A 25,138-nucleotide genomic window follows, 5' to 3' on the forward strand; every position below is an offset into this window, starting at 1 on the left:
TTCAATCGCTCGGAATTTTCTTCATACAGATTTCGCCATTTCCTCTCTGAATGATGTATTTTTCCGAAATCTGTACTGGTTGTTTCCTACGGCTTTTTCCCGGAGTACGCCCATGACCCTCTATGTCAATCTCGCCGAGCTGCTCGGCGCCCGCATCGAGCAGGGTCTGTATCGTCCGGGCGATCGCCTGCCGTCGGTACGCGCCCTGAGTCTGGAGCATGGGGTCAGCCTCAGTACGGTGCAGCAGGCCTATCGCCTGCTGGAGGACAACGGCCTGGTGGCGCCGAGACCGAAATCGGGCTATTTCGTCCCGCAGAACCGCACCCTGCCCGCCTTGCCGGCAGTGGGTCGCCCGGCGCAGCGGCCTGTGGATATCTCCCAGTGGGAGCATGTCGTGGAGCTGATACGCAGCGTGCCGCGCAAGGACATCGTCCAGCTTGGCCGGGGCATGCCCGACGTCAACAGCCCGACCCTGAAACCCCTTCTGCGCAGCCTCGCCCAGCTCAGCCGACGGCAGGACATGCCCGGCCTGTACTACGACACCATCAGCGGCACCCAGGCCCTGCGCGAGCAGGTCGCGCGGCTGATGCTCGACTCCGGCTGCACCGTGGATGCCGCCGACCTGGTGATCACCACCGGCTGCCACGAAGCGCTGTCGGCGAGCATCCGCGCAGTGTGCGAGCCAGGCGATATCGTCGCGGTGGATTCGCCGAGCTTCCACGGCGCCATGCAGACGCTCAAGGGCCTGGGCATGAAGGCCATGGAGATCCCCACCGATCCGCTCACCGGCATCAGCCTCGAAGCCCTGGAGCTGGCGCTGGAGCAATGGCCGATCAAGCTGATCCAGGTGACGCCGAGCTGCAACAACCCGCTCGGCTACATCATGCCGGAGGCCCGCAAGCGCGCCCTGCTCAACCTGGCCCAGCGCTTCGACGTGGCGATCCTCGAAGACGATGTGTATGGCGACCTGGCCTACACCTACCCACGGCCACGGACGATCAAGTCCTTCGACGACGACGGACGCGTCCTGCTCTGCAGTTCCTTCTCCAAGACCCTCGCACCCGGCCTGCGGATCGGCTGGGTGGCGCCCGGCCGCTACCTGGAGCGGGTGCTGCACATGAAGTACATCAGCACCGGCAGCACCGCGACCCAAGCGCAGCTGGCGATCGCCGACTTCATCGAAGCCGGCCATTACCAGCCGCACCTGCGGCGCATGCGCAGCCAGTACCAGCGCAGTCGCGACCAGATGATCGACTGGGTGACCCGCTACTTCCCCGCCGGCACCCGGGTCAGCCGGCCCCAGGGCAGTTTCCTGCTGTGGGTCGAGTTGCCCGAAGAATGCGACACCCTGAAACTGAATCGCCTGCTGCTCGACCAGGGCGTACAGATCGCCATGGGCAGCATCTTTTCCGCCTCGGGCAAGCACCGCAACTGCCTGCGCATGAACTACGCGGCACGGCCGACGCCAACCATCGAGGCGGCGGTGCGCAAGGTTGGGGAAAACGCCATTCGTCTACTGGGCGAAGAAGCGAAGCACGGGTAACGTTTCGCTGTTGAACGCGGTCTACAGTTCAACTGCCCCGCGCTCACGGAATCCAGCCTTGACCAGCCACCGGCTCCTGCCCTTCCTGCTGACCCTCATGTTCGCTCTCGGTGGCTGCGCCAGCGTCAGCGTGCCCCGGGATGTCAGCCAGGCGATCCCCGCCAGCCAGTCCGCCTTCGGCCGCTCGGTGCAGCGCCAGGCCGAGGCCCATGACGGGCGCTCCGGATTCCGCCTGCTGCCCAACAGCAACGAGGCGTTCCGCGCCCGCGCCGAGCTGATCCGCAACGCGCAAAGCAGCATCGACCTGCAGTACTACATCGTCGCCGACGGCCTCAGCACCCGCGCGCTGGTCCATGAACTACTGGCAGCGGCGGATCGCGGCGTGCGCGTGCGGATCCTTCTCGACGACACTGCCAGCGATGGCCAGGACGGCCTGATCGGCACCCTCGCCGCCCACCCGAACATCCAGATCCGCGTGTTCAACCCGCTGCAGCTGGGTCGCGCCACCGGTGTCACCCGGGCCATGGGCCGGCTGTTCAACCTGTCGCGCCAGCACCGGCGCATGCACAACAAGCTGTGGCTGGTGGACAACAGCATGGCCATCGTCGGCGGACGCAACATCGGCGACGCCTATTTCGATGCCGAGCCCAACCTCAACTTCACCGACATCGACCTGCTCGGCGTCGGCCCCGTGGCCGAACAGCTGGGGCACAGTTTCGACCAGTACTGGAACAGCGCCCTGAGCAAACCCATCGGCGACTTTCTCTACAGCCAGCCGGACAGCGAAGACCTGCGCGCCAGCCGCCAGCGCCTGGAAACCTACCTGGCCGAGGCGCGCACCCAACGCACGGCCCTGTACGACCGGCTGATGGCCTACCAGACCGAGCCACGCCTGGATGTGTGGCGCAACGAACTGATCTGGGCCCACAGCCAGGCGCTATGGGATGCCCCCAGCAAGGTCCTGGCGGACGACGAGCCCGACCCGCAACTGCTGATGACCCGGCAACTGGCGCCGGAACTGAACGGGGTTCGCAAGGAACTGATCCTGGTCTCGGCCTATTTCGTACCGCGGGAAGAAGGCCTGCTGTACCTGACCAGCCGCGCCGACGCCGGCGTCCAGGTCGACCTGCTGACCAACGCCCTGGAAGCCACCGATGTACCGGTGGTCCACGGCGGCTACGCGCCTTATCGTCGGGCGTTGCTGGAGCACGGCGTAAAACTCTTCGAACTGCGCCGCCAGCCCGGCGACCACAACCAGCCGCGCTACCGCTTCAGCGGCGCCTCGGATTCCAGCCTGCACAGCAAGGCCATCGTCTTCGACCGGCAGAAGACCTTCATCGGCTCATTCAACTTCGACCCGCGCTCGGTGCTGTGGAATACCGAGGTCGGGGTGCTGGTGGACAGCCCCGAACTGGCTCAGTACACCCGCGACCTGGCGATCCAGGGTATGGCGCCGGCGGTGGCGTACCAAGTGGAACTGCGTGACGGCAAGCTGGTGTGGGTGACCGAGGACAATGGCCAGCAGCATGTGCTGACCGCTGAACCTGGAGGGCTGTGGCGGCGGTTCAATGCGTGGATCGCCAAGGCGGTGGGACTGGAGAAGATGCTCTAGGCGGTAGCTTCCTCGAACGCCCGCGGCCGCCGCGCCAGCAAGACCAGAATGAACGCACCGATAGCCATGAACCACGGCAACGCATGCCCACTCAACCACTGGCTCCCCGCCCCCGCCGCCAGCGGCCCGATCAGGCAGCCGATACCCCAGAGCTGCGCCACATGGGCATTGGCCCGCACCAGCGCGTCATCGCGATAGCGCTCGCCGATCAGGATCAGCGACAGGGTGAACAACCCGCCGGCGCTGGCCCCGAACAGTACCCATAGCGGCCAGATCAGCGGCGTTTGCAGCAACAGCGGAATCATCAGGCTGGATGCCGCCAAGGTCACCGCACAGCCGCTGAACAGGGTGCGCCGGGACATATGGTCGGCCAGGGCGCCAATCGGCAGTTGCAGCACCGCATCGCCCACCACCACGGTACTGACCATGAACAGGGCAACCTCTGCGCTGAAGCCCTGCTGCAGGCAGTACACCGGAAGCAGGGTCAGGATCATCGCCTCGAACGCGGCGAACAGGGCAATGGCCCAGGCAATCACCGGCAGGTTGCGGCAGAAGCCGAACAGGTCGCGGAAGGTCACGCTGGCGGCCTCGGTGCTGGGTGCGCCACCGCGGCCGAACAGCAGCAGCGGCGAGACGATCAACAGGCCGACGCCGATCCAGAAACCGAGGTCGTCATCCGAGCCGACCACGCCCAGCAGCAAGGGCCCGGCCAGCTGGCTCAGGGCGTAGCTGCTGCCGTACAGCGCCACCAGGCGGCCGCGCCATTGCTCCACCACCAGTTGGTTGATCCAGCTTTCGCCGAGGATGAAGACGATGGTCAGGACCACGCCGATCAGCAGGCGCAGCACCAGCCAGACCGGATAGCTGGGCAACAGCGCCAGGGCACCGATGGACAGCGCGCCGGCCCACAGGCACAGGCGCATCAGGCCCGGCGTGCCGAATCGCGCGGCCAGGCGACTGGCCAGGCTGGCACCGAGCAAAACGCCTATCGCCGGCATCGCCGCCATCACGCCGATGGCGAAGCTGCCGTAGCCCCAGCCTTCCAGGCGCAAGGACACCAGCGGCATGCTGACCCCCAGCGCCAGGCCGACACTGAGTACGGCTGCCAGCACGGCGAAATAAGTCCCCCAACGCATCTCACACTCCTTGAAGAATTACCGGACAGCACAGACGACACAGCCGGGCCGGCCTTTCGGCACGGCCCGGCTGCATGACCGGATCGGCTGGCGCGACGTTGCCGCCGCGCCAGTGGATTACAGCTTGATCCAGGTAGCTTTCAGCTCGGTGTACTTGTCCAGGGCGTGCAGCGACTTGTCGCGGCCGTTGCCGGATTGCTTGAAGCCACCGAACGGCGCGGTCATGTCGCCGCCGTCGTACTGGTTGACCCAGACGCTGCCGGCGCGCAGGGCCTTGGCGGTCTGGTGGGCCTTGCTGATGTTCGAGGTCCACACACCGGCGGCCAGGCCGTACGGGGTGTCGTTGGCGATGGCGATGGCTTCTTCGACGGTGTCGAAGGTGATCACCGACAGCACCGGGCCGAAGATTTCTTCCTTGGCGATGCGCATGGCGTTGTTCACGCCGTCGAAGATGGTCGGCTCGACATAGGTGCCGCCAGTCTCTTCGAGGATGCGCTTGCCGCCGACCAGCAGCTTGGCGCCGTCAGTGTGGGCGGACTCGATGTAGCCCAGCACGGTGTTCAGTTGCTGGGTGTCGACCAGGGCGCCGACGGTGGTCGCCGGGTCCAGCGGGTTGCCCGGCTTCCAGGCCTTGAGGGCTTCCAGCACCAGCGGCAGGAACTGGTCCTTGATCGAACGCTCCACCAGCAGGCGCGAACCGGCGGTGCAGACTTCGCCCTGGTTGAAGGCGATGGCGCTGGCAGCAGCCTCGGCGGCGGCCTTCAGGTCCGGGGCGTCGGCGAAGACGATGTTCGGGCTCTTGCCACCGGCTTCCAGCCAGACGCGCTTCATGTTCGATTCGCCAGCGTAGACCATCAGTTGCTTGGCGATCTTGGTCGAACCGGTGAACACCAGGGTATCGACGTCCATGTGCAGGGCCAGGGCCTTGCCCACGGTGTGGCCGTAGCCTGGCAGGACGTTGAGGACGCCCGCCGGGATGCCGGCATCCACCGCCAGCTGGGCGATACGGATGGCGGTCAACGGGGATTTTTCCGACGGCTTCAGGACAACCGAGTTACCGGTGGCCAGGGCCGGGCCGAGCTTCCAGCACGCCATCAGCAACGGGAAGTTCCACGGCACGATGGCGCCGACAACGCCTACCGGCTCGCGGGTCACCAGGCCGAGCTGGTCGTGCGGGGTGGCGGCGACTTCGTCGTACACCTTGTCGATGGCTTCGCCGTTCCAGGCCAGGGCATTGGCGGCGCCGGGGATATCGATGGTCGAGGAGTCGCCGATCGGCTTGCCCATGTCCAGGGTTTCCAGCAGGGCCAGCTCTTCGACGTTTGCCTTGAGCAGGCCGGCGAAGCGGATCAGGGTGGCCTTGCGCTTGGCCGGAGCCATGCGCGACCAGACGCCCGACTCGAAGGTGGCGCGGGCGTTTTCCACGGCGCGCTGGGCGTCGGCCTCATCGCAGCTGGCGATGTGCGCCAGCAGGCGGCCATCGACCGGGCTGATGCACTCGAAAGTCTGGCCGGAAACGGCGGCGGTGTATTCGCCGTTGATGAACGCACGACCTTCGATCTTCAGTTGCTGGGCACGCTGTTCCCAATCCGCACGCGTCAGGGTGGTCATAGCAAACTCCTCTTGTTGATGTGCAGCGTCGTGCGAGAGGTCATCGACACTGTCAGAAATTTCCGCCGGAGCTGTCATCGCTCTACAGCATCCGACACCCTAAACTACTGGGGCCAGGATTATCAATATATTTGACATTAAGCTGCCAAAAGCCTAGTGATGTTCATTTTATTTAACAACCAGGTGAGCCCGCTCCATGAATATCCAGCAGATCGTTGATTTTGCTCAGGTCTTGACCGAAGCCGAACGCTATCGTCCCGCCGCCGAAAAGATCCTCAAGGGCGATCCGGAGCAGGCGGTCTACAACCACTACGCCAGCCCATGCGAGCAGTTCGCTGCTGGCGTCTGGGAAGGCGCGGTCGGCCAGTGGACGGTCAACTACACCGAGCATGAATACTGCGAGATCGTTCAGGGCGTCTCGGTGCTGCGCGACGAACAGGGCCAGGCCAAGACCCTGCGTGCCGGTGATCGTTTCGTGATTCCCGCCGGGTTCAAGGGCACCTGGGAGGTGCTGGAGCCGTGCCGCAAGATCTACGTGATGTTCGAGCAAAAATAGATAAGTAGCGCTTTTGGGCATGCAGGCTTGTGGATCATGGCGTGGTCCAACCGGACACCCCTCTACAAGGAAGAAGACACCATGACCAATGATGAAGTAGTAGTAGCCCTGGCCAGCCTGGTCGGCTGTGAGTACACCAGCGCAATGAAGGCCGAGATCACCGGGCTGACTGGCCGCGCCCGCGTTGTCGGCCCGATGGATGTGTCCACCATGGAATACGACGAGTCGCGCATCCATGTGGTCGCTGGCGGCAATGGCGTGATCACCGGCTTCCGCTTCGGCTGATCCCTCTCGCCACAGGACGCCCGGTGCCACTGGCACCGGGCGTTTTTTTGCCCAAGGAAAAACCACAGGCGAAAAAAAACCCGTATCCGGTGGGATACGGGTTTTTTTTCGCAAGCCGGATCAATTACTTGATCTTGGCTTCCTTGTACATCACGTGCTTACGGACGACCGGATCGTATTTCTTGATCTCGATCTTGTCCGGAGTGGTGCGCTTGTTCTTGTCGGTGGTGTAGAAGTGGCCAGTACCGGCGCTCGACACCAAACGGATCAGTTCACGCATGACGTTCTCCCTTAGACCTTGATGCCGTTACGGCGAATGTCGACCAGAACGGCGTCGATGCCGCGCTTGTCGATGATGCGCATGCCCTTGGCGGAAACGCGCAGACGCACGAAACGCTTCTCGGACTCGACCCAGAAGCGATGATGCTGCAGGTTCGGCAGGAAACGACGACGGGTTTTGTTGTTTGCGTGGGAAATGTTGTTCCCGGTTACTGGACCCTTACCAGTAACTTGACAGACTCTCGACATGCCTCAGCCCTCTAAAACCACATGCCCAACCCGGCATGGGTTGGCCGCTTAATCTCTCAGTCTTTGGCGCCAGGCGCCTTGATTCTTCAGGGTCTTACCGGCTACACCCGAGGGTGCTGCACACCGGGCCCCTAGAAAAGAGCGCTGCTTTATACCAGAAACGCCAGAGTACAACAACACAGAATGTGATTGTGCAAACACGCTTCGCGCCCCGCACGGCGCGGCAAACGGCCTGCGGCGCTTATTACCGCTCGTCGTGAAATTCGTTGAAAAAGGTGTTGGCGATTTGTAATCCGGGGCACTAGGGTAGGACTTTTCCAGACTGCACTGGCAGATGGGTCGTCGTTCAGCCAAGGAGTACCCATGCGTCCCGCCGTTCTATCCCTGTTGTTCACCGCCCTGCTCGGCCCCACCCTGGCCCAGGCTGCCGCGCTCAGCGTGTGCACCGAGGCCAGCCCCGAAGGCTTCGACGTGGTCCAGTACAACTCGCTGACCACCACCAACGCCTCGGCCGACGTACTGATGAACCGCCTGGTGGAGTTCGACGCGAAGGCCGGCAAGGTGGTGCCAAGCCTGGCGGACAGCTGGACGGTGTCCGACGACGGCCTGGTCTATACCTTCAAGCTGCACCCGGACGTGAAGTTCCACACGACCCCGTACTTCAAGCCGAGCCGCGCCCTGAATGCCGACGACGTGCTGTTCAGCTTCCAGCGCATGCTCTACCCGGCGCATTCCTGGCACAAGATCGCCCAGAGCGGCTTCCCCCATGCCCAATCGCTGCAACTGCCCGAGCTGATCAAGCAGATCGACGCCCCGGACCCGCTGAGCGTGCGCTTTACCCTGAGCCACCCGGACGCCACCTTCCTCGCCACCCTGAGCATGGGCTTCGCCTCGATCTACCCGGCGGAGTATGCCGACCAACTGCTCAAGGCCGGCACGCCGGAGAAGCTCAACAGCCAGCCGGTCGGCACCGGGCCGTTCGTGTTCAACCGCTTCCAGAAGGACGCGGTGATCCGCTACCGGGCCAACCCGGACTACTTCAACGGCAAGCCTGCCGTCGATCCACTGATCTTCGCCATCACCCCGGACGCCAACGTGCGCCTGCAGAAGCTGCGGCGCAACGAGTGCCAGATCGCCCTGTCGCCCAAGCCGCTGGATATCGCCGCGGCCAGCGAGGACAGCAGCCTGAAGGTGGAGAAGACCGAAGCCTTCATGACCGCCTTCCTCGCCATCAACAGCCAGCACCCGCCACTGGACAAGCCGGAAGTACGCCAGGCGATCAACCTCGCCTTCGACAAGGACAACTACCTCAAGGCCGTGTTCGAAGGCACCGCGGTGCCTGCCAACGGGCCGTTCCCGCCGAATACCTGGAGCTATGACAAATCGCTGCCGGGCTACCCGACGGACCTGGCCAAGGCCCAGGAACTACTGAAGAAAGCCGGCCTGCCGGAGGGCTTCAGCACCACGATCTGGACCCGTCCGTCCGGCAGCCTGCTCAACCCCAACCCGAGCCTCGGCGCCCAGTTGCTGCAGGCGGACCTGGCCAAGGTCGGGATCAAGGCGGAAATCCGCGTGATCGAATGGGGCGAGCTGATCCGCCGGGCCAAGGCCGGCGAGCACGACCTGCTGTTCATGGGTTGGGCCGGCGACAACGGCGACCCGGACAACTTCCTCAGCCCGCAATTCTCGTGCGCGGCGGTGACCTCCGGGACCAACTTCGCCCGCTACTGCGATCCGCGCCTGGACCAACTGATCAGCGCCGGCAAGACCACCAACGACCAGAGCGTGCGCAGCCGCCTGTACCAGCAGGCCCAGGCGCAGATCCAGCAGCAGGCGCTGTGGCTGCCGCTGGCTCACCCGACCGCTGCGGTGCTGCTGCGTAAGGATGTGCAGGGGTATGAGGTGAATCCGTTCGGGCGTCAGTCTTTCGCTGGCGTGAACGTGGAGCGCTGAGAACCCCTAGGCGACGCGGCTGTCAGGTCGGGGCGCTGAAGAAACACCCCCGTTCACGCATCGACAGCGGCTCGCCATCACCGACGATGAAGTGATCGAGAATGCGCACGTCGATCGTCTCCAGCGCGTCCATCAGGCGATGGGTAAGACGGATATCGGCCTGGCTGGGCTCGGGATTGCCGGAGGGGTGGTTGTGGCAGAGGATCAGCGCGGCGGCGTTGTGCGCCAGGGTCCGCTTCACCACCTGCCGCGGGTACACCGCCGCACTGTCGATGGAGCCGCGAAAGAGGACTTCGAATACCAGCGGCCGGTGCTTGGTATCGAGGAACAGGCAACCGAACACCTCGTCCGCTTCATGGCGCAACTGCGCCTTCAGGTAGGTACGCACCGCCGCCGGGCTTTCCAGCGCCGAGCCGCGCGTCATGGATTGGCCCAGATAGCGCCGGGCCATTTCCATCACCGCCTGCAACTGCGCGTACTTCGCCGCTCCCAATCCCGGCTCGGCACTGAAACTGCGGCAGTCGGTTTCCAGCAAACCGCGCAGCCCGCCAAAGTGCCCCAACACATCCCGGGCCAGGTCCACCGCACTCCTGCCGCGTACCCCGACCCGCAGGAAAATCGCCAGCAATTCGGCATCCGACAGGCTCGCCGCACCCAGTTCCAACAGCTTCTCCCGTGGTCGTTCCGCCGCGGGCCAATCCCTGATACTCATGACCAATCCCTCTGTCCGTACGTGACTGCTACCGGTTTGAGCCCTGTGCTATCTTAGCCGCCACTTTTTTGCGCAACGCCCGGCCTGGGGAGGCGTCGGCGTTGCGTGCAAACCTCCATCAGAAAAAGGCAGGCCTATGCAGCGGCTGTATCGGAAACGCATCGTCCTCGGCGTCGGCGGCGGCATTGCCGCCTACAAGAGCGCCGAGCTGGTTCGCCGACTTCTGGAACACGGCGCCCAGGTGCGCGTCGTCATGACCCGCGGCGGTGCTGAATTCATCACCCCGCTGACCATGCAGGCGCTCTCCGGGCACCCCGTGCACATGGACCTATTGGATCCCGCTGCCGAAGCGGCGATGGGCCATATCGAACTGGCTAAGTGGGCCGACCTCGTGCTGATCGCCCCCGCCACCGCCGACCTGATCGCGCGCCTGGCCCAGGGCGTGGCCGACGACCTGCTGACCACCCTGGTCCTGGCCACCGACGCCACGGTCGCCGTGGCCCCGGCGATGAACCAGGCCATGTGGCGCGACCCTGCCACCCAGGCCAACCTGGAAACCCTGCAGGACCGCTCGATCCAGGTCTTCGGCCCGGCTTCGGGCAGCCAGGCCTGCGGCGACGTCGGCCTCGGGCGCATGCTCGAAGCCACCGACCTGGCCTGGCTCGCCGCCGAATGCTTCAAGCGCGAGTCGCTGACCGGCAAGCACGTGCTGATCACTGCCGGCCCGACCCAGGAAAACATCGACCCGGTTCGCTACATCACCAACCACAGCTCCGGCAAGATGGGCTTCGCCCTCGCCGAAGCCGCAGTGGAAGCCGGCGCACGGGTGACCCTGGTCACCGGCCCGGTGCACCTGCCGACCCCGGACCGGGTCACCCGCATCGACGTGGTCAGCGCTCGCGACATGCTCGCAGCCTGCGAGGCGGCCATGCCCTGCGACCTGTTCATCGCCTCGGCCGCGGTCGCGGACTACCGTCCGGAAGTCGTCGCCCCGCAAAAGCTCAAGAAAGACCCTACGACCGGCGACGGCCTGCTGCTGCAGATGGTGCGCAACCCGGACATCCTGGCCACCATCGCCACCCGCCCGGACCGCCCGTTCAGCGTCGGCTTCGCCGCCGAGACCGAACACCTGCTCGACTACGCCGCACGCAAGCTCAAGGACAAGAACCTCGACCTGATCGTCGCCAATGACGTGGCCAACCCCAGCATTGGCTTCAACAGCGAGGAAAACGCCTGCAGCGTGATCGACCGCCAGCTCCACGAAACCCTGTTCGCGCAGACCAGCAAGGGCAAGATCGCCCGCCAGCTGGTCGCTTTCATTGCCGAACGCCTCAACCAGGTTTGATTCAATGCACGCTCTCCAAGCCAAGATTCTCGATCCACGCATCGGCGGCGAATTCCCGCTGCCGCAATACGCCACCCCGGGCTCGGCCGGCCTCGACCTGCGCGCCATGCTCAAGGAAGACACCGTCCTTGAACCGGGCCAGACCCTGCTGATCCCCACCGGCCTGTCGATCTACATCGGCGATCCGGGCCTGGCGGCCATGATCCTCCCTCGCTCCGGCCTGGGCCACAAACACGGCATCGTCCTCGGCAACCTGGTCGGCCTGATCGACTCGGACTACCAGGGCGAGCTCATGGTGTCCTGCTGGAACCGCGGCCAGAGCGCCTTCACCATCGCCGTCGGCGAGCGCATCGCGCAGTTGGTGCTGGTCCCCGTGGTACAGGCACATTTCGACATCGTCGAATCCTTCGACGAGACCCAGCGCGGCGCCGGCGGCTTCGGGCATTCCGGCACCAATTGATCCACCGATCGTCCCTGGCTTCCGGCCAGGGGCGAACTCTCCGGCAGAAAGGCCGTCCAAGCGTTCCATACGCCCGCAAGCCTTCGAGACTGGAGTCCCGTGATGAACGATATGGCCCACCTGGTACCCGCACTGCCTGAAAGCATCTTCCGCGCCTACGATATCCGTGGCGTGGTCGGTGACACCCTGCACGCCGAGACGGCCTACTGGATCGGCCGCGCCATCGGTGCGCAGAGCCTGGCCCAGGGGGAACCGAATGTCTCGGTCGGCCGCGACGGACGCCTGTCCGGCCCGATGCTGGTGGAACAGCTGATCAAGGGCTTGGTCGACGCCGGCTGCCAGGTCAGCGATGTCGGCCTGGTGCCGACTCCCGCCCTGTACTACGCGGCCAATGTCCTGGCCGGCAAGTCCGGGGTCATGCTCACCGGCAGCCACAATCCGCCGAACTACAACGGTTTCAAGATCGTCATCGCCGGCGACACCCTGGCCAACGAACAGATCCAGGCCCTGCTGACCCGCCTCAGGACCAACGACCTGACCCGCGGTGACGGCAAGGTCGAGAAGGTCGACATCCTGCCGCGCTACCAGCAGCAGATCGTCGGCGACATCAAGCTGGCCAGGCGCCTGAAAGTCGTGGTGGACTGCGGCAACGGCGCCGCCGGGGTCAACGCCCCGCAGCTGCTGGCCGCACTGAACTGCGAGGTCATCCCGCTGTTCTGCGAAGTGGACGGCAATTTCCCCAACCACCACCCGGACCCGGGCAAGCCGGAAAACCTCGTCGACCTGATCGCCAAGGTCAAGGAAACCGGGGCCGACCTGGGCCTGGCCTTCGATGGCGACGGTGACCGCGTCGGCGTGGTGACCAACGCCGGCAGCATCGTCTACCCCGACCGCCTGCTGATGCTCTTCGCCCAGGACGTGCTGGCGCGCAACCCGGGCGCCGAGGTCATCTTCGACGTCAAGTGCACCCGCCGCCTGACCCCGCTGATCGCCGAGTACGGCGGCACCTCGCGGATGTGGAAGACCGGCCACTCGCTGATCAAGAAGAAGATGAAGGAAACCGGTGCCCTGCTCGCCGGCGAAATGAGCGGCCATATCTTCATCAAGGAGCGCTGGTTCGGTTTCGACGACGGCATCTACAGTGCCGCACGCCTCCTGGAGATCCTCAGCAAGGCCCCGGTGGACGCCGAAACCCTGTTCGCCGGCTTCCCGAATGACATTTCCACCCCCGAGATCAACATTGATGTGACCGACGAGGGTAAATTCAGCATCATTGATGCACTGCAACGCGACGCCGACTGGGGCGTGGCCGACCTGACCACCATCGACGGTGTGCGGGTCGACTATCCCCACGGCTGGGGCCTGGTCCGCGCGTCCAACACCACACCGGTGCTGGTCCTGCGCTTCGAGGCCGACAATGAAGCCGAACTGCAGCGAATCAAGGCTATATTCCATGCGCAGATCAAGCGCGTAGCCCCCGACCTGCAACTACCGTTCTGACCGAACCACTTGTTCCAACTGGAGCCCTGCATGACCCTCGATCGCGATGCCGCTACCCATGTCGCCAAGGTACTGTCCGAAGCGCTGCCTTACATCCGACGCTTTGTCGGCAAGACCCTGGTGATCAAGTACGGCGGCAACGCGATGGAGAGCGAGGAGCTGAAGACCGGCTTCGCTCGCGACGTGGTGCTGATGAAGGCGGTCGGCATCAACCCGGTGGTGGTGCACGGCGGCGGCCCGCAGATCGGTGACCTGCTCAATCGCCTGTCGATCGAGAGCCGTTTCGTCGATGGCATGCGCGTTACCGACGCGGCGACCATGGACGTGGTGGAAATGGTTCTCGGCGGCCAGGTGAACAAGGACATCGTCAACCTGATCAACCGTCATGGCGGCAGCGCCATCGGCCTGACCGGCAAGGATGCCGAGCTGATCCGCGCGAAGAAGCTCACCGTCACCCGCCAGACCCCGGAAATGACCACCCCGGAAATCATCGACATCGGCCACGTTGGCGAAGTCGTGGGCGTCAACACCGACCTGCTGAACATGCTGGTGAAGGGCGACTTCATCCCGGTCATCGCGCCAATCGGCGTGGGCCCGAATGGTGAGTCCTACAACATCAACGCCGACCTGGTCGCCGGCAAGGTCGCCGAGGCGCTGAAGGCCGAGAAGCTGATGCTGCTGACCAACATCGCCGGCCTGATGGACAAGCAAGGCACCGTGCTGACCGGCCTGAGCACCGAGCAGGTCGACGGCCTGATCGCCGACGGCACCATCTACGGCGGCATGCTGCCGAAGATCCGCTGTGCACTGGAAGCGGTCCAGGGCGGCGTTCATAGCTCGCACATCATCGACGGTCGCGTACCGAACGCCGTGCTGCTGGAAATCTTCACCGACAGCGGCGTCGGCACCCTGATCACCAACCGCAAGCCGCGTCAGTAACGCGTCACGCGGGCAAAGAAAAAGGCGACCAATCGGTCGCCTTTTTCATGTTCGCTGCAATCAGATACCGTACTGCGCGCGGTAGGCTTCTACCGCCGGCAGGTGCTGCTTGAGCTGCGGGTCGTCGGCGAGGAACTCGAGGACCTGGGTCAGCGAGACGATGCTGACCACCGGGATACCGAAGTCGCGCTCCACTTCCTGGATCGCCGACAGCTCGCCATTGCCACGCTCTTCGCGGTTCAGCGCGATCAGTACGCCAGCGGCACGGGCTTCCTGGGCCTTGATGATCTGCATGACTTCGCGGATCGCGGTGCCGGCGGTGATCACGTCGTCGATGATCAGCACTTCACCGGCCAGCGGTGCGCCGACCAGGCTGCCGCCTTCGCCGTGGTCCTTGGCTTCCTTGCGGTTGAAGCACCATGGCACATCGAGCTGGTGTTGCTCGGCCAGTTGCACTGCGGTCGCCGCCGCCAGGGGAATGCCCTTGTAGGCCGGGCCGAACAGTACGTCGAAGGGAATCTTGCTGTCGACGATCGCCGCCGCGTAGCAACGCCCGAGCTGGGCCAGGGCCGAACCGCTGTTGAACAGGCCGGCATTGAAGAAATAGGGGCTGGTACGACCCGACTTGAGGGTGAACTCACCGAAGCGCAGAACCCCGCGATCGATGGCAAAACGGATGAATTCGCGCTGATACGGCTGCATGAGGAGTCCCGGATACCACGGATTTAGCTAATTGAGTACAGCTCGGGTATCATACACGCACGAGATTTTTGGGGCCATTTATGCGGATCATCAGTGTGAACGTGAATGGCATTCAGGCTGCGGTCGAGCGAGGGTTGCTCAGCTGGCTGCAAGCCCAGAATGCCGACGTCATCTGCCTTCAGGATACCCGCGCCTCGGCCTTTGAACTCGATGACCCGGCTTTTCAGCTAGATGGCTACTTCCTTTATGCCTGCGACGCAGAAGTACCCGCCCAAGGCGGCGTGGCGCTTTATTCGCGGTTGCAGCCCAAGGCAGTCATCAGCGGCCTGGGCTTCGAGACAGCCGACCGCTATGGGCGTTACCTGCAGGCCGACTTCGACAAAGTCAGTATTGCCACCTTGCTCCTGCCTTCCGGGCAGAACGGCGACGAAGACCTGAACCAGAAGTTCAAGTTGATGGACGACTTCGCCAAGTACCTGGACAAGCAGCGGCGCAAACGCCGTGAATACATCTACTGCGGCTCGCTCTACGTGGCGCAGCAGAAGCTCGACATCAAGAACTGGCGCGACAGCCAGCAGTCGCCGGGCTTCCTCGCCCCTGAGCGCGCCTGGATGGACGAGATCGTCGGCAACATGGGCTACGTCGACGCCCTGCGTGAGGTCAGCCGCGAAGGTGACCAGTACAGCTGGTGGCCGGACAACGAACAGGCGGAGATGCTCAACCTGGGCTATCGCTTCGACTACCAGCTGCTGACTCCCGGCCTGCGCCGCTTCGTGCGCAGCGCACGCCTGCCACGCCAGCCGCGCTTCTCGCAGCATGCGCCGCTGATCGTGGACTACGACTGGACGCTTACGATCTGATCGTCACGCAGCCACGAAAAAGCCGACCCTGGGGTCGGCTTTTTGTTGTCCGCAATTTGCGGATCAATCGGCCAGCGAGGCCTTCTGCAGCTCGAACAGATCGGCCATGCCTTTCTGGGCGATGGCCAGCATGGCGTTCAGCTCTTCCGGCTGGAACGGCGCGCCTTCGGCGGTGCCCTGGACTTCGATGAAGCCGCCGGCGCTGGTCATGACCACGTTCAGGTCGGTTTCGGCGGCGGAGTCTTCCAGATAGTCCAGGTCGAGGACCGCTTCACCCTGGTACATGCCCACGGAGACCGCGGCGATCATGTGCTTGAGTGGGTCGCCGCCCTTCAGGCCGCCACGCTTCTTGACCACGCGCAGGGCATCGACCAGGGCGACCATCGCGCCGGTGATCGAGGCGGTGCGGGTCCCGCCGTCGGCCTGGATCACGTCGCAGTCGACGTACAGGGTGATGTCGCCCAGCTTGCTCATGTCCAGCGCGGCGCGCAGCGAACGGCCGATCAGGCGCTGGATTTCCAGGGTGCGGCCGCCTTGCTTGCCACGGCTGGCCTCGCGCTGGTTACGCTCGCCAGTGGAGCGCGGCAGCATGCCGTACTCGGCGGTCAGCCAGCCCTGGCCCTGGCCTTTCAGGAAGCGCGGGACACCATTTTCGACGCTGACCGTGCAGACGACCTTGGTGTCGCCGAACTCGACCAGTACCGACCCTTCGGCGTGCTTGGTGTAGTTGCGGGTGATGCGGATCGAGCGGAGCTGATCGGCGGCGCGACCACTTGGACGTTTCATAAGGGATACCTGTACTGGGGGTTCGAATCTGCCGAGCATTATAGAGCGCAAGGCGCGCAGTGGACATGCCTGAGGGAGTTAGCGGTCCATTCATTGTGTTCCCCCGGTCGGGATTCACCCACCCCTGTTCCGGCGGTTTGTAACATCAGTGGATGGGACCGGACTGCGCACTGCGTTACAATCCTGCGCCTTTGCAGCCTGTCGGCTTTCCCCTTCATCTATCTGCGAGGTACTTCCCATGGTGCACAGCATGACCGCCTTCGCTCGTGTCGAACGAGCCGGGACCCAGGGCACCCTCATATGGGAACTGCGCTCGGTCAACCACCGCTACCTCGAACCGCACCTGCGCCTGCCTGAAGCCTTCCGCGACCTCGAAGGCTCCGTGCGCGAGGCGCTGCGCCAGGGCCTGTCCCGCGGCAAGGTCGAGTGCACCCTGCGCTTCACCGAGGAAAACGCCAGCAAGTCGCTGCAGGTCGACCAGGACCGCGCCCGCCAGTTGGTGGAAGCCGCCGAGACCGTGGCCGCGCTGATCAAGAATCCTGCGCCGCTGAACCCGCTGACCGTGCTGTCCTGGCCCGGCGTGCTGGTGGCAGATGCCAGCGACCCGCAGGCGCTGAACCAGGAAGCCCTCAACCTGTTCGAGAATGCCCTCGAAGAGCTGAAGAACGGCCGCAACCGCGAAGGCGCCGAACTGGCCCGCCTGATCAACGAGCGCCTGGACAGCATGAGCCAGGAAGTCACCACCCTGCGCGCCCTGGTCCCGCAGATGCTCGCGGCGCAACGGCAGAAGATCCTCGACCGCTTCACCGACATGCAGGCCGAACTCGACCCGCAGCGCCTGGAACAGGAAATGGTCCTGCTGGCACAGAAGAGCGATGTCGCCGAAGAGCTCGACCGCCTCAGCACCCACGTCACCGAAGTGCGTCGCGTGCTCAAGTCCGGCGGTGCGGCGGGCCGGCGCCTGGACTTCCTGATGCAGGAACTCAATCGCGAAGCCAACACCCTCGGCTCCAAAGCCTTCGACCCGCGCAGCACGCAATCGGCAGTGAACCTCAAGGTCCTGATCGAGCAGATGCGCGAACAAGTACAGAACATCGAGTAAGGCCACCCCCATCATGAAACACAGCAGCGGCACCCTGTTCATCATTTCCGCGCCGTCCGGCGCCGGCAAGACCAGCTTGGTCAAGGCCCTGACCGACGACCTGAACCACATCCGCGTGTCGGTCTCGCACACCACCCGCGCCATGCGTCCGGGCGAGCACGACGGGGTGAACTACCACTTCGTCGACCGCGCCGAATTCGACCGCATGAACGCCCAGGGCGACTTCCTCGAACAGGCCGAGGTCTTCGGCAACTGCTACGGCACCTCGCGCCAGGCACTGCAACAGACTCTGGACCAGGGCCACGACCTGATCCTGGAAATCGACTGGCAGGGCGCGCAGCAGGTGCGCAAGCTGATGCCGGGCACCCGCTCGATCTTCATCCTGCCGCCGAGCCAACAGGCCCTGCGCCAGCGCCTGACCAACCGTGGCCAGGACAGCGACGAGATCATCGAAGGCCGGATGCGCGAAGCCGTCAGCGAGATGGAGCACTACGACGAGTACGAGTTCGTCATCATCAACGACGATTTCGCCACCGCATTGGAAGACCTGAAAGCCGTGTTCCGCGCCAACCGCTTGCAGCGCGACGGTCAGCAGCAGCGCCACGGCGAGCTGCTCAAGCAACTGCTGGCTTGAGCCCTCGCCGCCCCGGCCGCTTCAGCGGCGGCTGGGGATGGTGGCATGACGACGCAAGGTCATGCCAAGGAAGAACGCCGGCGCGCGCAGACGCGACAGCAGCATCAGGACGATGCCCAGCAGCAGGATGATCATCGCGATCACGAATACCAGCCCCAACCCGCCCACATGCGAGCCGCTGCCGAATTCCGGCGAAGCGCTGTCGATGGCCGTCTGCACGAAGATCACCGAAAGAATCACTCCGCCCAGCAGCGGGCACAGGCCGCGCATGAAGAAGTGGCGCAGGCTGTCGAACAGGCTGTGGCGGAAATACCAGACACAGGCGAAAGCGGTCAGCGAGTAGTAGAAGCAGATCATCATGCCCAAAGCGGTGATGGTGTCGGCCAGTACGTTTTCGCTGAGGGTGCGCATGGTCACGTAGAACACGCCTGCGGCGACGCCGGCGCAGATGGTGGCGTAGCGCGGGGTCTGCGAGCGCGGGCAGATGCGGGCGAAGCGCTCCGGCACGGCGCCGTAGTAACCCATGGCCAGCAGGGTCCGCGCCGGGGAAACGAAGGTCGACTGCAGCGACGCGGCAGTGCTCGCCAGCACGGCAATGGACATCAGGATTGCCAGCGGCCCCATGACCGGGCCAGCCAGGTGGGCGAAGACGTTTTCCTGGATACGCGGGTTGCCCAGGCCGAGGCCTTCCTCGCTGATCCCGGCGAATTGCAGGGTGGCAATCGCGGTGACCAGGTACAGGCCGAGGATCAGCAGTACGGTCAGGGTCGCAGCCCGGCCAGGAATTTCGTCGCTGCCCACCGACTCCTCGCTCATGGTCAGGCACACGTCCCAGCCCCAGAAGATGAAGATCGACAGCGACAGCCCGGCGGTAAAGGCCGAGAACGACTCAACGCCGAACGGGTTGAACCAGCTGATATCGAAGTCCATCGGCGGGGGCTCCGTCGACCCGCCGAACGCCGCGAAGGCGAAGCCGATCAGCACCAGCAACTGCAAGGCCACCAGGCCGTACTGCACGGTCATGGTGGTGCCGATGCCGCGGCAGCAGATCCACACGGCCATGGCGATGAACACGCAACAGGTGACCACGTTGACCAGCAGGTTATCGCTCAGCGCAGCCACCTCGTGGCTGCCGACAAGTTGCCCGAGGAACAGATAGAAGAAGTCCACCGCCACGCCGGCCAGGTTGGACAGCACAATGGTGGTCGCGGTGACCAGCCCCCAGCCGCCGATCCAGCCGATCATCGGGCCGAAGGCGCGGGCCGACCAGGTGAAGGAGGTGCCGCTGTCCGGCTCCGCCGCGTTGAGTTCGCGATAGCCGAGGGCGACCAGCAGCATCGGCAGGAAGCCGACGATGAACACGGCCGGCAGGTGCTGGCCGACTTCCCGCACCGTGGGACCCAGGGCGCCGGTGAGGGTGTACACCGGGGCGATGGTGGAGATGCCGAGCACGATACTGGCGAGCAGTCCGAGGCGGCCCTTGGCCAACCCCTTGGATGCCTTGCGAGCCAGCCCCGCCGGACTCGAGGACAGGCTTGCTTCGAATTCGCTCATGAGTAGATGTCGTCGCTATTGGTATTGTTTTTCAAGGCATCCCTGGGGAATGCCCGCACTCGATGAAACTGCCGGGTCACTTCCCGGCGTAGGCCTGGCAGGCTGCACGGAACGCCTCGAACAGACGCAACGAAACCGGGTTTTCGGCATAACGCCATTCCGGATGCCACTGCACCCCGACCACGAAGCCGGGGGCGTCCTCCATGGAAACCGCTTCCACCAACCCGTCCGGCGCCAGGGACTCGACCCGCAGCCCGTCAGCCAGACGGTCGATGCCTTGGCCGTGCAACGAGTTGACCATGAAGCTTTGCGGCAAACCCAGTCGCTGGAATTGCCCGCCGGGCTCGACGCTGACCAGGTGCCGTGGACCGTATTGTTCTTCCAGCGGGGCGTCATGCGGTTCGCGGTGGTCCAGGTAGCCAGACAGCTCATGGACACGCTGGTGCAGGGAGCCGCCCAAGGCCACGTTGAGCTCCTGGAAACCGCGGCAGATACAGAACACCGGCACGCCGGCGGCGATGGCCGCGCGCAGCAGCGGCAGGGTCAGGCGGTCACGCGGGATGTCGTGCCGGGTGCCTTCCGCGCTGGGGGCGCCATTGTAATGATGCGGCTCGATATTTGAAGGCGAACCGGTAAAAAGAATGCCGTCGAGGCGTTCCAGCAGGCGTTGCGGGTCCAGCGCCTGATCGCGCGCCGGCAGGATCAGCGGCACGCCGGCGAACCCGGCGGCCTCGACGTACTTGTCGCCCACGGTGTGGGAGGCAGTGTGACCGAGCATCTGTCGGCATGAGGTGACGCCGATCAAAGGGGTTTTCATCGATTCAGCCTCTCTTGACGAAGTCGGCGCCGCCCCACAGGGTCGGCGGCGTCTCAGAGATGTCTTACAGCTTGATCCAGGTCGCCTTCAGCTCGGTGTACTTGTCGAAGGCATGCAGCGACTTGTCGCGACCGTTGCCTGACTGCTTGAAACCACCGAACGGTGCGGTCATGTCGCCGCCGTCGTACTGGTTGATCCACACGCTGCCGGCGCGCAGTGCACGGGCGCTGCGGTGGGCCTTGGAGATGTCTGCAGTCCACACCGCCGCCGCCAGGCCGAAAGGCGAGTCGTTGGCGATGGCAATGGCTTCCTCGGCGCTGTCGAAAGTGATCACCGACAGCACCGGGCCGAAGATTTCCTCACGGGCGATGCGCATGGCATTGGTCACGCCATCGAAAATCGCCGGCTCGACATACACCCCGCAGGTGTCTTCCAGCACCTGGCGCCCACCGCTGACCAGCGACGCGCCATCGGCCTTGCCGGCCTCGATGTAGCCGAGCACGGTGTCCAGCTGGGTAGTATCGACCAGTGCCCCGACGCGGGTCTGCGGATCCAGGGCATGCCCCGGTTTCCAGGCCTTGAGCGCCTCCACTACCATCGGCAGGAAACGCTCCTTGATCGAACGCTCCACCAGCAGGCGCGAACCGGCGATGCACACCTCGCCCTGGTTGAAGGCGATGGCGGCCGCCGCAGCGTCGGCAGCGGCCTGCAGGTCCGGGGCGTCGGCGAAGACGATGTTCGGGCTCTTGCCGCCAGCCTCCAGCCACACGCGCTTCATGTTCGACTCGCCGGCATAGACCATCAGTTGCTTGGCGATGCGGGTCGATCCGGTGAACACCAGCGTGTCGACGTCCATGTGCAAGGCCAGGGCCTTGCCCACGGTATGGCCGTAGCCCGGCAGGACGTTGAGCACGCCCGCCGGGATGCCGGCTTGCAACGCAAGCTGCGCGACGCGGATGGCGGTCAGCGGGGATTTTTCGGACGGTTTGAGGATCACCGAGTTACCGGTGGCCAGGGCTGGCCCCAGCTTCCAGCAGGCCATCATCAGCGGGAAGTTCCACGGCACGATGGCCGCGACCACGCCCACGGCCTCGCGCGTCACCAGGCCAAGCTGGTCATGGGGCGTCGGCGCGACTTCGTCGTAGACCTTGTCGATGGCCTCGGCCATCCAGCGGATCGAATTGGCCGCCGCGGGAATGTCGATGCTCAGGGAGTCGCCGATCGGCTTGCCCATGTCGAGGGTTTCCAGCAGCGCCAGCTCTTGGGCGTTGGCCAGCAGCAGGTCGGCGAAGGCGATCAGCACGCGCTTGCGCTGCGCCGGGGCCTGGTTGGCCCATACGCCGCTGTCGAAGCTGCGACGAGCCGCGGCCACGGCCAGGTCGGCATCGGCGGCATCGCAACTGGCGATGGCGGCCAGGGCACGGCCATCCACCGGGCTGGTGCAGTCGAAGGTGGCGCCGGAGGCGCTGTCGCGGTATTCACCGTCGATGAAGGCGCGGCCTTCGATATGCAGGTCCCGGGAGAGGCTTTCCCAGTGTTCGCGAGAGGGGATTGTCATTGTTCTTCTCCGGGCATCAGACCGTATGCAGGTACCAGTTGTATTCGAGGTCGGAAATCGACACCTCGAACTCCGCCAGTTCGCTTTCCTTGCAGGCGACGAAAATATCGATGTATTCGGGGCTGATGTACTGGTTGAGCACTTCGCTGTCGTCCAGCTCGCGCAGGGCGTCGCGCAGGTTGTTCGGCAGGCTCTGTTCCAGTTGCTCGTACGAATTGCCCTCGACCGGCGCACCCGGCTCGATCTTGTTGCTCAGCCCGTGGTGAATGCCGGCGAGGATCGCGGCCATCATCAGGTAGGGGTTGGCGTCGGCGCCGGCCACGCGGTGTTCGATGCGCACCGAATCGCTGCTGCCGGTCGGAACGCGGACCGCCACGGTACGGTTGTCCAGGCCCCAGCTCGGCGCATTGGGCACATAGAACTGCGCGCCGAAGCGGCGATAGGAGTTGATGTTCGGGCAGAGGAAGGCCATCGACGCCGGCATGGTTTCCAGCACGCCACCGATGGCGTGGCGCAGGGCGTCGTTCTGCTCCGGGTCGTCGCTGCTGAAGATGTTCTTGCCGGTGGCCTTGTCCAGCAGCGAGATGTGCACGTGCAGGCCGTTGCCAGCCTGGCCCGGGTAGGGCTTGGCCATGAAGGTGGAATCCATCTCATGGTCGTAGGCGATGTTCTTGATCACCCGCTTGAGCAGCAGGGCGTAGTCGCAAGCCTTCATCGGGTCGGCGACGTGGTGCATGTTCACTTCGAACTGCGCCGGGGCACTTTCCTTGACGATGGCGTCGGCCGGGATGCCCTGCTCCTTGGCGGCTTCGAGCATGTCCTGCAGGCAGTCGACGTATTCGTCGAGGTCGTCGATCAGGTAGACCTGGGTCGATTGCGGGCGCTTGCCGGAGATCGGCGAACGCGGCGGCTGCGGGCGACCGTTCAGGTTGTCCTGGTCGATCAGGTAGAACTCCAGCTCGAACGCGGCGCAGATGGTCAGGCCCATGTCATCGAACTTGCTCACCACCTGGCGCAGCACTTCCCGCGGATCGGCGAAGAACGGCGTGCCGTCCAGCTCGTGCATGGTCATCAGCAATTGCGCGGTGGGGCGCTTCTGCCACGGTTCGAAGCTGAGGGTGCCGGGAATCGGGTGGCAGATGCGGTCGGCGTCGCCGATATCCAGGCCCAGGCCGGTGCTTTCCACGGTCGAACCATTGATATCCAGGGCGAACAGCGACGCGGGCAGGTTGATGCCCTTCTCATAGACCTTGACCAGGCTCGCCCGCTCGATGCGTTTGCCGCGCACCACGCCATTCATGTCGGCGATCAGCAGATCGACGAACTGCACCTCTGGGTGGGCCTTGAGAAATTCGCCCATTTCGTCAACGGGGATGGCGCACGGGGAGACCGACGTCATGGCTTAGGCATCCTTTGGAGTTTTTATTGGGGGCAGCGATGTAGGGAGGTAACGCGGGTATTCGGGGCGGCGATGGCTGGTCTTGTTCTCGGTAGTCCATCGAGGATCTGGGGGCGCGACAAACCTTGCTTGACGGCCACGTTCGCACTATAGAATGGCCGTCACGCAAACAGACATTGGCGTTTAGGCAAGCGAAGAGTGCACCAATGCAATATCAGATCAGCCATGCCGACCTCTCCCTGGTTCTCGCCCTGGTCCGTGGACGCTCCCTGGCGAAAGCGGCGGAACTGCTCAAGGTCGACGTTTCCACGGTCTTCCGCTCGATCCGGCGGATGGAGGCGGCGCTGGGCACGGCGCTATTCGTGAAAAGCCGCAAGGGCTACATTCCCACCGGCACCGCCCAGGCCCTGGCCGAACAGGCCGAGCGCGCGGAACAGGCGCTGGACGCGGCGCGGGTGGCCCTGGCCCATGGCGAGCAGGTGGTCAGCGGCACGGTACGCCTGACCTGCACCGACGCGGTGCTGCACAGCCTGCTGCTGCCGGCACTGGCCGAGTTCATGCCGGCCTACCCGGCACTGACCCTGGAACTGGCGACCTCCAACACCTTCGCCAACCTCAGCCGCCGCGACGCCGACCTGGCATTGCGCCTGACCAATACGCCACCGGAACATCTTGTAGGACGCTGCCTGGGTTCAGCGTCCTATGTCGTCTGCGGTCGCGAGGAGTTTCGCGAACGCCTGAACGAATCCCCCGCCAACGTGCCGTGGATCGCCCCCGACGATTCCATGCAGGACCACCCCACCGTGGTCTGGCGCAGCGAGAAATTCCCCGGCGTGCTGCCGCGCTATCGCTGCAGCGGCATCGCCTCCATCGCCCAACTGGTCGCCGCCGGCATGGGCGTGGCGGCGCTGCCGGACTACATGGCTCATACCCTGCCGGGAGTCGAGCAACTGAGCGACGCCCTGCCCGGCTGCGACACCCAGTTGTGGCTGCTGACCCGCCCGGATTGCCGCGCCCTGCGCTCGGTGCAGACCCTGTTCGACGAGCTGACACCGCGCCTGCGCAACGCCTTGATCTGAGCGATAGGCGAAGACTATTGAAATAGACGCTTACAAGTAGGTATCGTCAGCGTATCCGGGGCTCGACGCCGAAATCAGCGCTTCCCTAAAGGCTGGTGATTTTTTAAACTGTCGAGTCCGCTCGCCCATCCGGGCAGTACACCGCATTTGCTACTTGAGGAACACCATGGCCCGCGTAACCGTTGAAGACTGCCTGGAACACGTTGATAACCGCTTTGAGCTGGTCATGCTGTCCACCAAGCGTGCCCGTCAACTGGCTACCGGCGGCAAAGAGCCGAAAGTGGCCTGGGAAAACGACAAGCCTACCGTTGTTGCACTGCGCGAAATCGCCGAAGGTTTCGTGACCCCCGAGTTCATCGCCGCCGAAGAGATCGTCACTGAGGACCCAGTCTTCACTGCGTTCGAGGACGAGGCCAACGAGGCCGTCTAAGTCCATGCCTGGTCGACGTTGTACGGCGCGGGTCCCC

24 protein-coding genes and 1 pseudogene are annotated in these 25,138 nt (G+C 64.4%); 14 read left to right on the forward strand and 11 right to left on the reverse strand.

The window, feature by feature from the left end; genetic code table 11:
• The first annotated feature begins 112 nt into the window (after positions 1–112).
• Entirely contained in the window at positions 113–1,543 is a 1,431-nt protein-coding gene (locus V0R59_RS06025; protein ID WP_330072788.1) for an aminotransferase-like domain-containing protein, read from the forward strand.
• Positions 1,544–1,640: 97 nt separating this feature from the next.
• Positions 1,641–3,155, forward strand: a complete 1,515-nt coding sequence (locus V0R59_RS06030) for a phospholipase D family protein (RefSeq protein ID WP_330073016.1) — start codon at positions 1,641–1,643, stop codon at positions 3,153–3,155.
• Here the strand turns inward: V0R59_RS06030 and V0R59_RS06035 are convergent.
• Both V0R59_RS06035 and V0R59_RS06040 read right to left on the reverse strand, forming a co-directional pair.
• Positions 3,152–4,291 (reverse strand): MFS transporter, encoded by a 1,140-nt coding sequence (locus tag V0R59_RS06035; protein ID WP_330072789.1) that lies wholly within the window; start codon positions 4,289–4,291, stop codon positions 3,152–3,154. The genes V0R59_RS06030 and V0R59_RS06035 overlap by 4 nt on opposite strands.
• A 117-nt stretch (positions 4,292–4,408) precedes the next feature.
• Positions 4,409–5,902: an aldehyde dehydrogenase gene (locus V0R59_RS06040; protein ID WP_330072790.1), complete on the reverse strand. Its 1,494-nt coding sequence runs from the start codon at positions 5,900–5,902 to the stop codon at positions 4,409–4,411.
• A 196-nt stretch (positions 5,903–6,098) separates the two neighbouring features.
• Between V0R59_RS06040 and V0R59_RS06045 the strand changes: the two genes are divergently transcribed.
• Both V0R59_RS06045 and V0R59_RS06050 read left to right on the forward strand, forming a co-directional pair.
• The gene (locus V0R59_RS06045; protein WP_330072791.1) at positions 6,099–6,458 is read left to right on the forward strand and encodes a cupin domain-containing protein; all 360 of its coding nucleotides are present in this window, start codon (positions 6,099–6,101) and stop codon (positions 6,456–6,458) included.
• Between the two features lie 81 nt (positions 6,459–6,539).
• Complete coding sequence (locus V0R59_RS06050) at positions 6,540–6,743, forward strand: I78 family peptidase inhibitor (protein WP_330072792.1); 204 nt, start codon at positions 6,540–6,542, stop codon at positions 6,741–6,743.
• A 124-nt stretch (positions 6,744–6,867) separates the two neighbouring features.
• Here V0R59_RS06050 and rpmG read toward each other — a convergent pair whose 3' ends face one another.
• A complete protein-coding gene (rpmG, locus tag V0R59_RS06055) occupies positions 6,868–7,023 on the reverse strand; it encodes a 50S ribosomal protein L33 (protein WP_003242516.1) in 156 nt (51 codons plus the stop codon).
• An 11-nt stretch (positions 7,024–7,034) separates the two neighbouring features.
• Complete coding sequence (gene rpmB / locus V0R59_RS06060) at positions 7,035–7,271, reverse strand: 50S ribosomal protein L28 (protein WP_037058999.1); 237 nt, start codon at positions 7,269–7,271, stop codon at positions 7,035–7,037.
• A gap of 363 nt (positions 7,272–7,634) precedes the next feature.
• Between rpmB and V0R59_RS06065 the strand changes: the two genes are divergently transcribed.
• Positions 7,635–9,224, forward strand: coding sequence for an ABC transporter substrate-binding protein (locus tag V0R59_RS06065; protein ID WP_330072793.1), 1,590 nt, complete (start codon positions 7,635–7,637; stop codon positions 9,222–9,224).
• A gap of 22 nt (positions 9,225–9,246) precedes the next feature.
• Here the strand turns inward: V0R59_RS06065 and radC are convergent, their stop codons facing one another.
• The gene (gene radC, locus V0R59_RS06070; RefSeq protein ID WP_330072794.1) at positions 9,247–9,936 is read right to left on the reverse strand and encodes a RadC family protein; all 690 of its coding nucleotides are present in this window, start codon (positions 9,934–9,936) and stop codon (positions 9,247–9,249) included.
• Between the two features lie 136 nt (positions 9,937–10,072).
• Between radC and coaBC the strand changes: the two genes are divergently transcribed.
• The 4 genes and pseudogenes from coaBC (at position 10,073) to argB (ending at position 14,180) form a co-directional block, all read left to right on the forward strand.
• Entirely contained in the window at positions 10,073–11,281 is a 1,209-nt protein-coding gene (gene coaBC / locus V0R59_RS06075; RefSeq protein WP_330072795.1) for a bifunctional phosphopantothenoylcysteine decarboxylase/phosphopantothenate--cysteine ligase CoaBC, read from the forward strand.
• Positions 11,282–11,285: 4 nt separating this feature from the next.
• Positions 11,286–11,741, forward strand: a complete 456-nt coding sequence (gene dut, locus V0R59_RS06080; protein ID WP_330072796.1) for a dUTP diphosphatase — start codon at positions 11,286–11,288, stop codon at positions 11,739–11,741.
• A gap of 93 nt (positions 11,742–11,834) precedes the next feature.
• Positions 11,835–13,241, forward strand: a pseudogene (locus V0R59_RS06085) (phosphomannomutase/phosphoglucomutase); the annotation flags it as partial.
• 30 nt (positions 13,242–13,271) lie between these two features.
• On the forward strand, positions 13,272–14,180 hold the full coding sequence (gene argB, locus V0R59_RS06090; RefSeq protein WP_330072797.1) for an acetylglutamate kinase: 909 nt from the start codon (positions 13,272–13,274) through the stop codon (positions 14,178–14,180).
• A 60-nt stretch (positions 14,181–14,240) separates the two neighbouring features.
• Here argB and pyrE read toward each other — a convergent pair whose 3' ends face one another.
• On the reverse strand, positions 14,241–14,882 hold the full coding sequence (gene pyrE / locus V0R59_RS06095) for an orotate phosphoribosyltransferase (RefSeq protein ID WP_330072798.1): 642 nt from the start codon (positions 14,880–14,882) through the stop codon (positions 14,241–14,243).
• Positions 14,883–14,962: 80 nt separating this feature from the next.
• Between pyrE and V0R59_RS06100 the strand changes: the two genes are divergently transcribed.
• Positions 14,963–15,742: an exodeoxyribonuclease III gene (locus tag V0R59_RS06100; protein ID WP_095158959.1), complete on the forward strand. Its 780-nt coding sequence runs from the start codon at positions 14,963–14,965 to the stop codon at positions 15,740–15,742.
• Positions 15,743–15,805: 63 nt separating this feature from the next.
• Here V0R59_RS06100 and rph read toward each other — a convergent pair whose 3' ends face one another.
• Entirely contained in the window at positions 15,806–16,528 is a 723-nt protein-coding gene (gene rph, locus V0R59_RS06105; RefSeq protein ID WP_330072799.1) for a ribonuclease PH, read from the reverse strand.
• A gap of 238 nt (positions 16,529–16,766) precedes the next feature.
• Here rph and V0R59_RS06110 point away from each other — a divergent pair, with 238 nt between their 5' ends.
• A complete protein-coding gene (locus V0R59_RS06110; protein WP_330072800.1) occupies positions 16,767–17,630 on the forward strand; it encodes a YicC/YloC family endoribonuclease in 864 nt (287 codons plus the stop codon).
• Positions 17,631–17,643: 13 nt separating this feature from the next.
• Positions 17,644–18,264, forward strand: coding sequence for a guanylate kinase (gene gmk / locus V0R59_RS06115; protein ID WP_330072801.1), 621 nt, complete (start codon positions 17,644–17,646; stop codon positions 18,262–18,264).
• A 21-nt stretch (positions 18,265–18,285) separates the two neighbouring features.
• Here the strand turns inward: gmk and V0R59_RS06120 are convergent, their stop codons facing one another.
• The 4 genes from V0R59_RS06120 to V0R59_RS06135 all read right to left on the reverse strand — a co-directional run bounded on the left by V0R59_RS06120 (position 18,286) and on the right by V0R59_RS06135 (position 23,592).
• Positions 18,286–19,818 (reverse strand): APC family permease, encoded by a 1,533-nt coding sequence (locus tag V0R59_RS06120; protein ID WP_330072802.1) that lies wholly within the window; start codon positions 19,816–19,818, stop codon positions 18,286–18,288.
• A 76-nt stretch (positions 19,819–19,894) separates the two neighbouring features.
• On the reverse strand, positions 19,895–20,635 hold the full coding sequence (locus V0R59_RS06125) for a gamma-glutamyl-gamma-aminobutyrate hydrolase family protein (RefSeq protein WP_330072803.1): 741 nt from the start codon (positions 20,633–20,635) through the stop codon (positions 19,895–19,897).
• Positions 20,636–20,699: 64 nt separating this feature from the next.
• Positions 20,700–22,193: an aldehyde dehydrogenase gene (locus tag V0R59_RS06130; protein WP_330072804.1), complete on the reverse strand. Its 1,494-nt coding sequence runs from the start codon at positions 22,191–22,193 to the stop codon at positions 20,700–20,702.
• Between the two features lie 16 nt (positions 22,194–22,209).
• Positions 22,210–23,592: a glutamine synthetase family protein gene (locus tag V0R59_RS06135; RefSeq protein ID WP_330072805.1), complete on the reverse strand. Its 1,383-nt coding sequence runs from the start codon at positions 23,590–23,592 to the stop codon at positions 22,210–22,212.
• 206 nt (positions 23,593–23,798) lie between these two features.
• On the opposite strand from V0R59_RS06135, the gene V0R59_RS06140 reads away from it, so the two are divergent.
• A complete protein-coding gene (locus V0R59_RS06140; RefSeq protein ID WP_330072806.1) occupies positions 23,799–24,671 on the forward strand; it encodes a LysR family transcriptional regulator in 873 nt (290 codons plus the stop codon).
• A 166-nt stretch (positions 24,672–24,837) separates the two neighbouring features.
• Complete coding sequence (gene rpoZ, locus V0R59_RS06145) at positions 24,838–25,101, forward strand: DNA-directed RNA polymerase subunit omega (RefSeq protein ID WP_330072807.1); 264 nt, start codon at positions 24,838–24,840, stop codon at positions 25,099–25,101.
• Positions 25,102–25,138 lie beyond the last annotated feature (37 nt).

This window comes from Pseudomonas ulcerans (genome assembly GCF_036324125.1).
GTDB classification, from domain to species: domain Bacteria; phylum Pseudomonadota; class Gammaproteobacteria; order Pseudomonadales; family Pseudomonadaceae; genus Aquipseudomonas; species Aquipseudomonas ulcerans.

Coding starts and splice junctions, on each gene's coding strand:
- V0R59_RS06130 (WP_330072804.1), bottom strand. CDS start 22,193: ATGACAATCCCCTCTCGCGAACACTGGGAAAGCCTCTCCCGGGACCTG.
- V0R59_RS06120 (WP_330072802.1), bottom strand. CDS start 19,818: ATGAGCGAATTCGAAGCAAGCCTGTCCTCGAGTCCGGCGGGGCTGGCT.
- rpoZ (WP_330072807.1), top strand. CDS start 24,838: ATGGCCCGCGTAACCGTTGAAGACTGCCTGGAACACGTTGATAACCGC.
- argB (WP_330072797.1), top strand. CDS start 13,272: ATGACCCTCGATCGCGATGCCGCTACCCATGTCGCCAAGGTACTGTCC.
- V0R59_RS06135 (WP_330072805.1), bottom strand. CDS start 23,592: ATGACGTCGGTCTCCCCGTGCGCCATCCCCGTTGACGAAATGGGCGAA.
- V0R59_RS06040 (WP_330072790.1), bottom strand. CDS start 5,902: ATGACCACCCTGACGCGTGCGGATTGGGAACAGCGTGCCCAGCAACTG.
- radC (WP_330072794.1), bottom strand. CDS start 9,936: ATGAGTATCAGGGATTGGCCCGCGGCGGAACGACCACGGGAGAAGCTG.
- rpmG (WP_003242516.1), bottom strand. CDS start 7,023: ATGCGTGAACTGATCCGTTTGGTGTCGAGCGCCGGTACTGGCCACTTC.
- V0R59_RS06140 (WP_330072806.1), top strand. CDS start 23,799: ATGCAATATCAGATCAGCCATGCCGACCTCTCCCTGGTTCTCGCCCTG.
- V0R59_RS06100 (WP_095158959.1), top strand. CDS start 14,963: ATGCGGATCATCAGTGTGAACGTGAATGGCATTCAGGCTGCGGTCGAG.
- V0R59_RS06035 (WP_330072789.1), bottom strand. CDS start 4,291: ATGCGTTGGGGGACTTATTTCGCCGTGCTGGCAGCCGTACTCAGTGTC.
- coaBC (WP_330072795.1), top strand. CDS start 10,073: ATGCAGCGGCTGTATCGGAAACGCATCGTCCTCGGCGTCGGCGGCGGC.
- rpmB (WP_037058999.1), bottom strand. CDS start 7,271: ATGTCGAGAGTCTGTCAAGTTACTGGTAAGGGTCCAGTAACCGGGAAC.
- V0R59_RS06050 (WP_330072792.1), top strand. CDS start 6,540: ATGACCAATGATGAAGTAGTAGTAGCCCTGGCCAGCCTGGTCGGCTGT.
- V0R59_RS06030 (WP_330073016.1), top strand. CDS start 1,641: ATGTTCGCTCTCGGTGGCTGCGCCAGCGTCAGCGTGCCCCGGGATGTC.
- dut (WP_330072796.1), top strand. CDS start 11,286: ATGCACGCTCTCCAAGCCAAGATTCTCGATCCACGCATCGGCGGCGAA.
- rph (WP_330072799.1), bottom strand. CDS start 16,528: ATGAAACGTCCAAGTGGTCGCGCCGCCGATCAGCTCCGCTCGATCCGC.
- pyrE (WP_330072798.1), bottom strand. CDS start 14,882: ATGCAGCCGTATCAGCGCGAATTCATCCGTTTTGCCATCGATCGCGGG.
- V0R59_RS06065 (WP_330072793.1), top strand. CDS start 7,635: ATGCGTCCCGCCGTTCTATCCCTGTTGTTCACCGCCCTGCTCGGCCCC.
- V0R59_RS06125 (WP_330072803.1), bottom strand. CDS start 20,635: ATGAAAACCCCTTTGATCGGCGTCACCTCATGCCGACAGATGCTCGGT.
- V0R59_RS06045 (WP_330072791.1), top strand. CDS start 6,099: ATGAATATCCAGCAGATCGTTGATTTTGCTCAGGTCTTGACCGAAGCC.
- V0R59_RS06110 (WP_330072800.1), top strand. CDS start 16,767: ATGGTGCACAGCATGACCGCCTTCGCTCGTGTCGAACGAGCCGGGACC.
- gmk (WP_330072801.1), top strand. CDS start 17,644: ATGAAACACAGCAGCGGCACCCTGTTCATCATTTCCGCGCCGTCCGGC.
- V0R59_RS06025 (WP_330072788.1), top strand. CDS start 113: ATGACCCTCTATGTCAATCTCGCCGAGCTGCTCGGCGCCCGCATCGAG.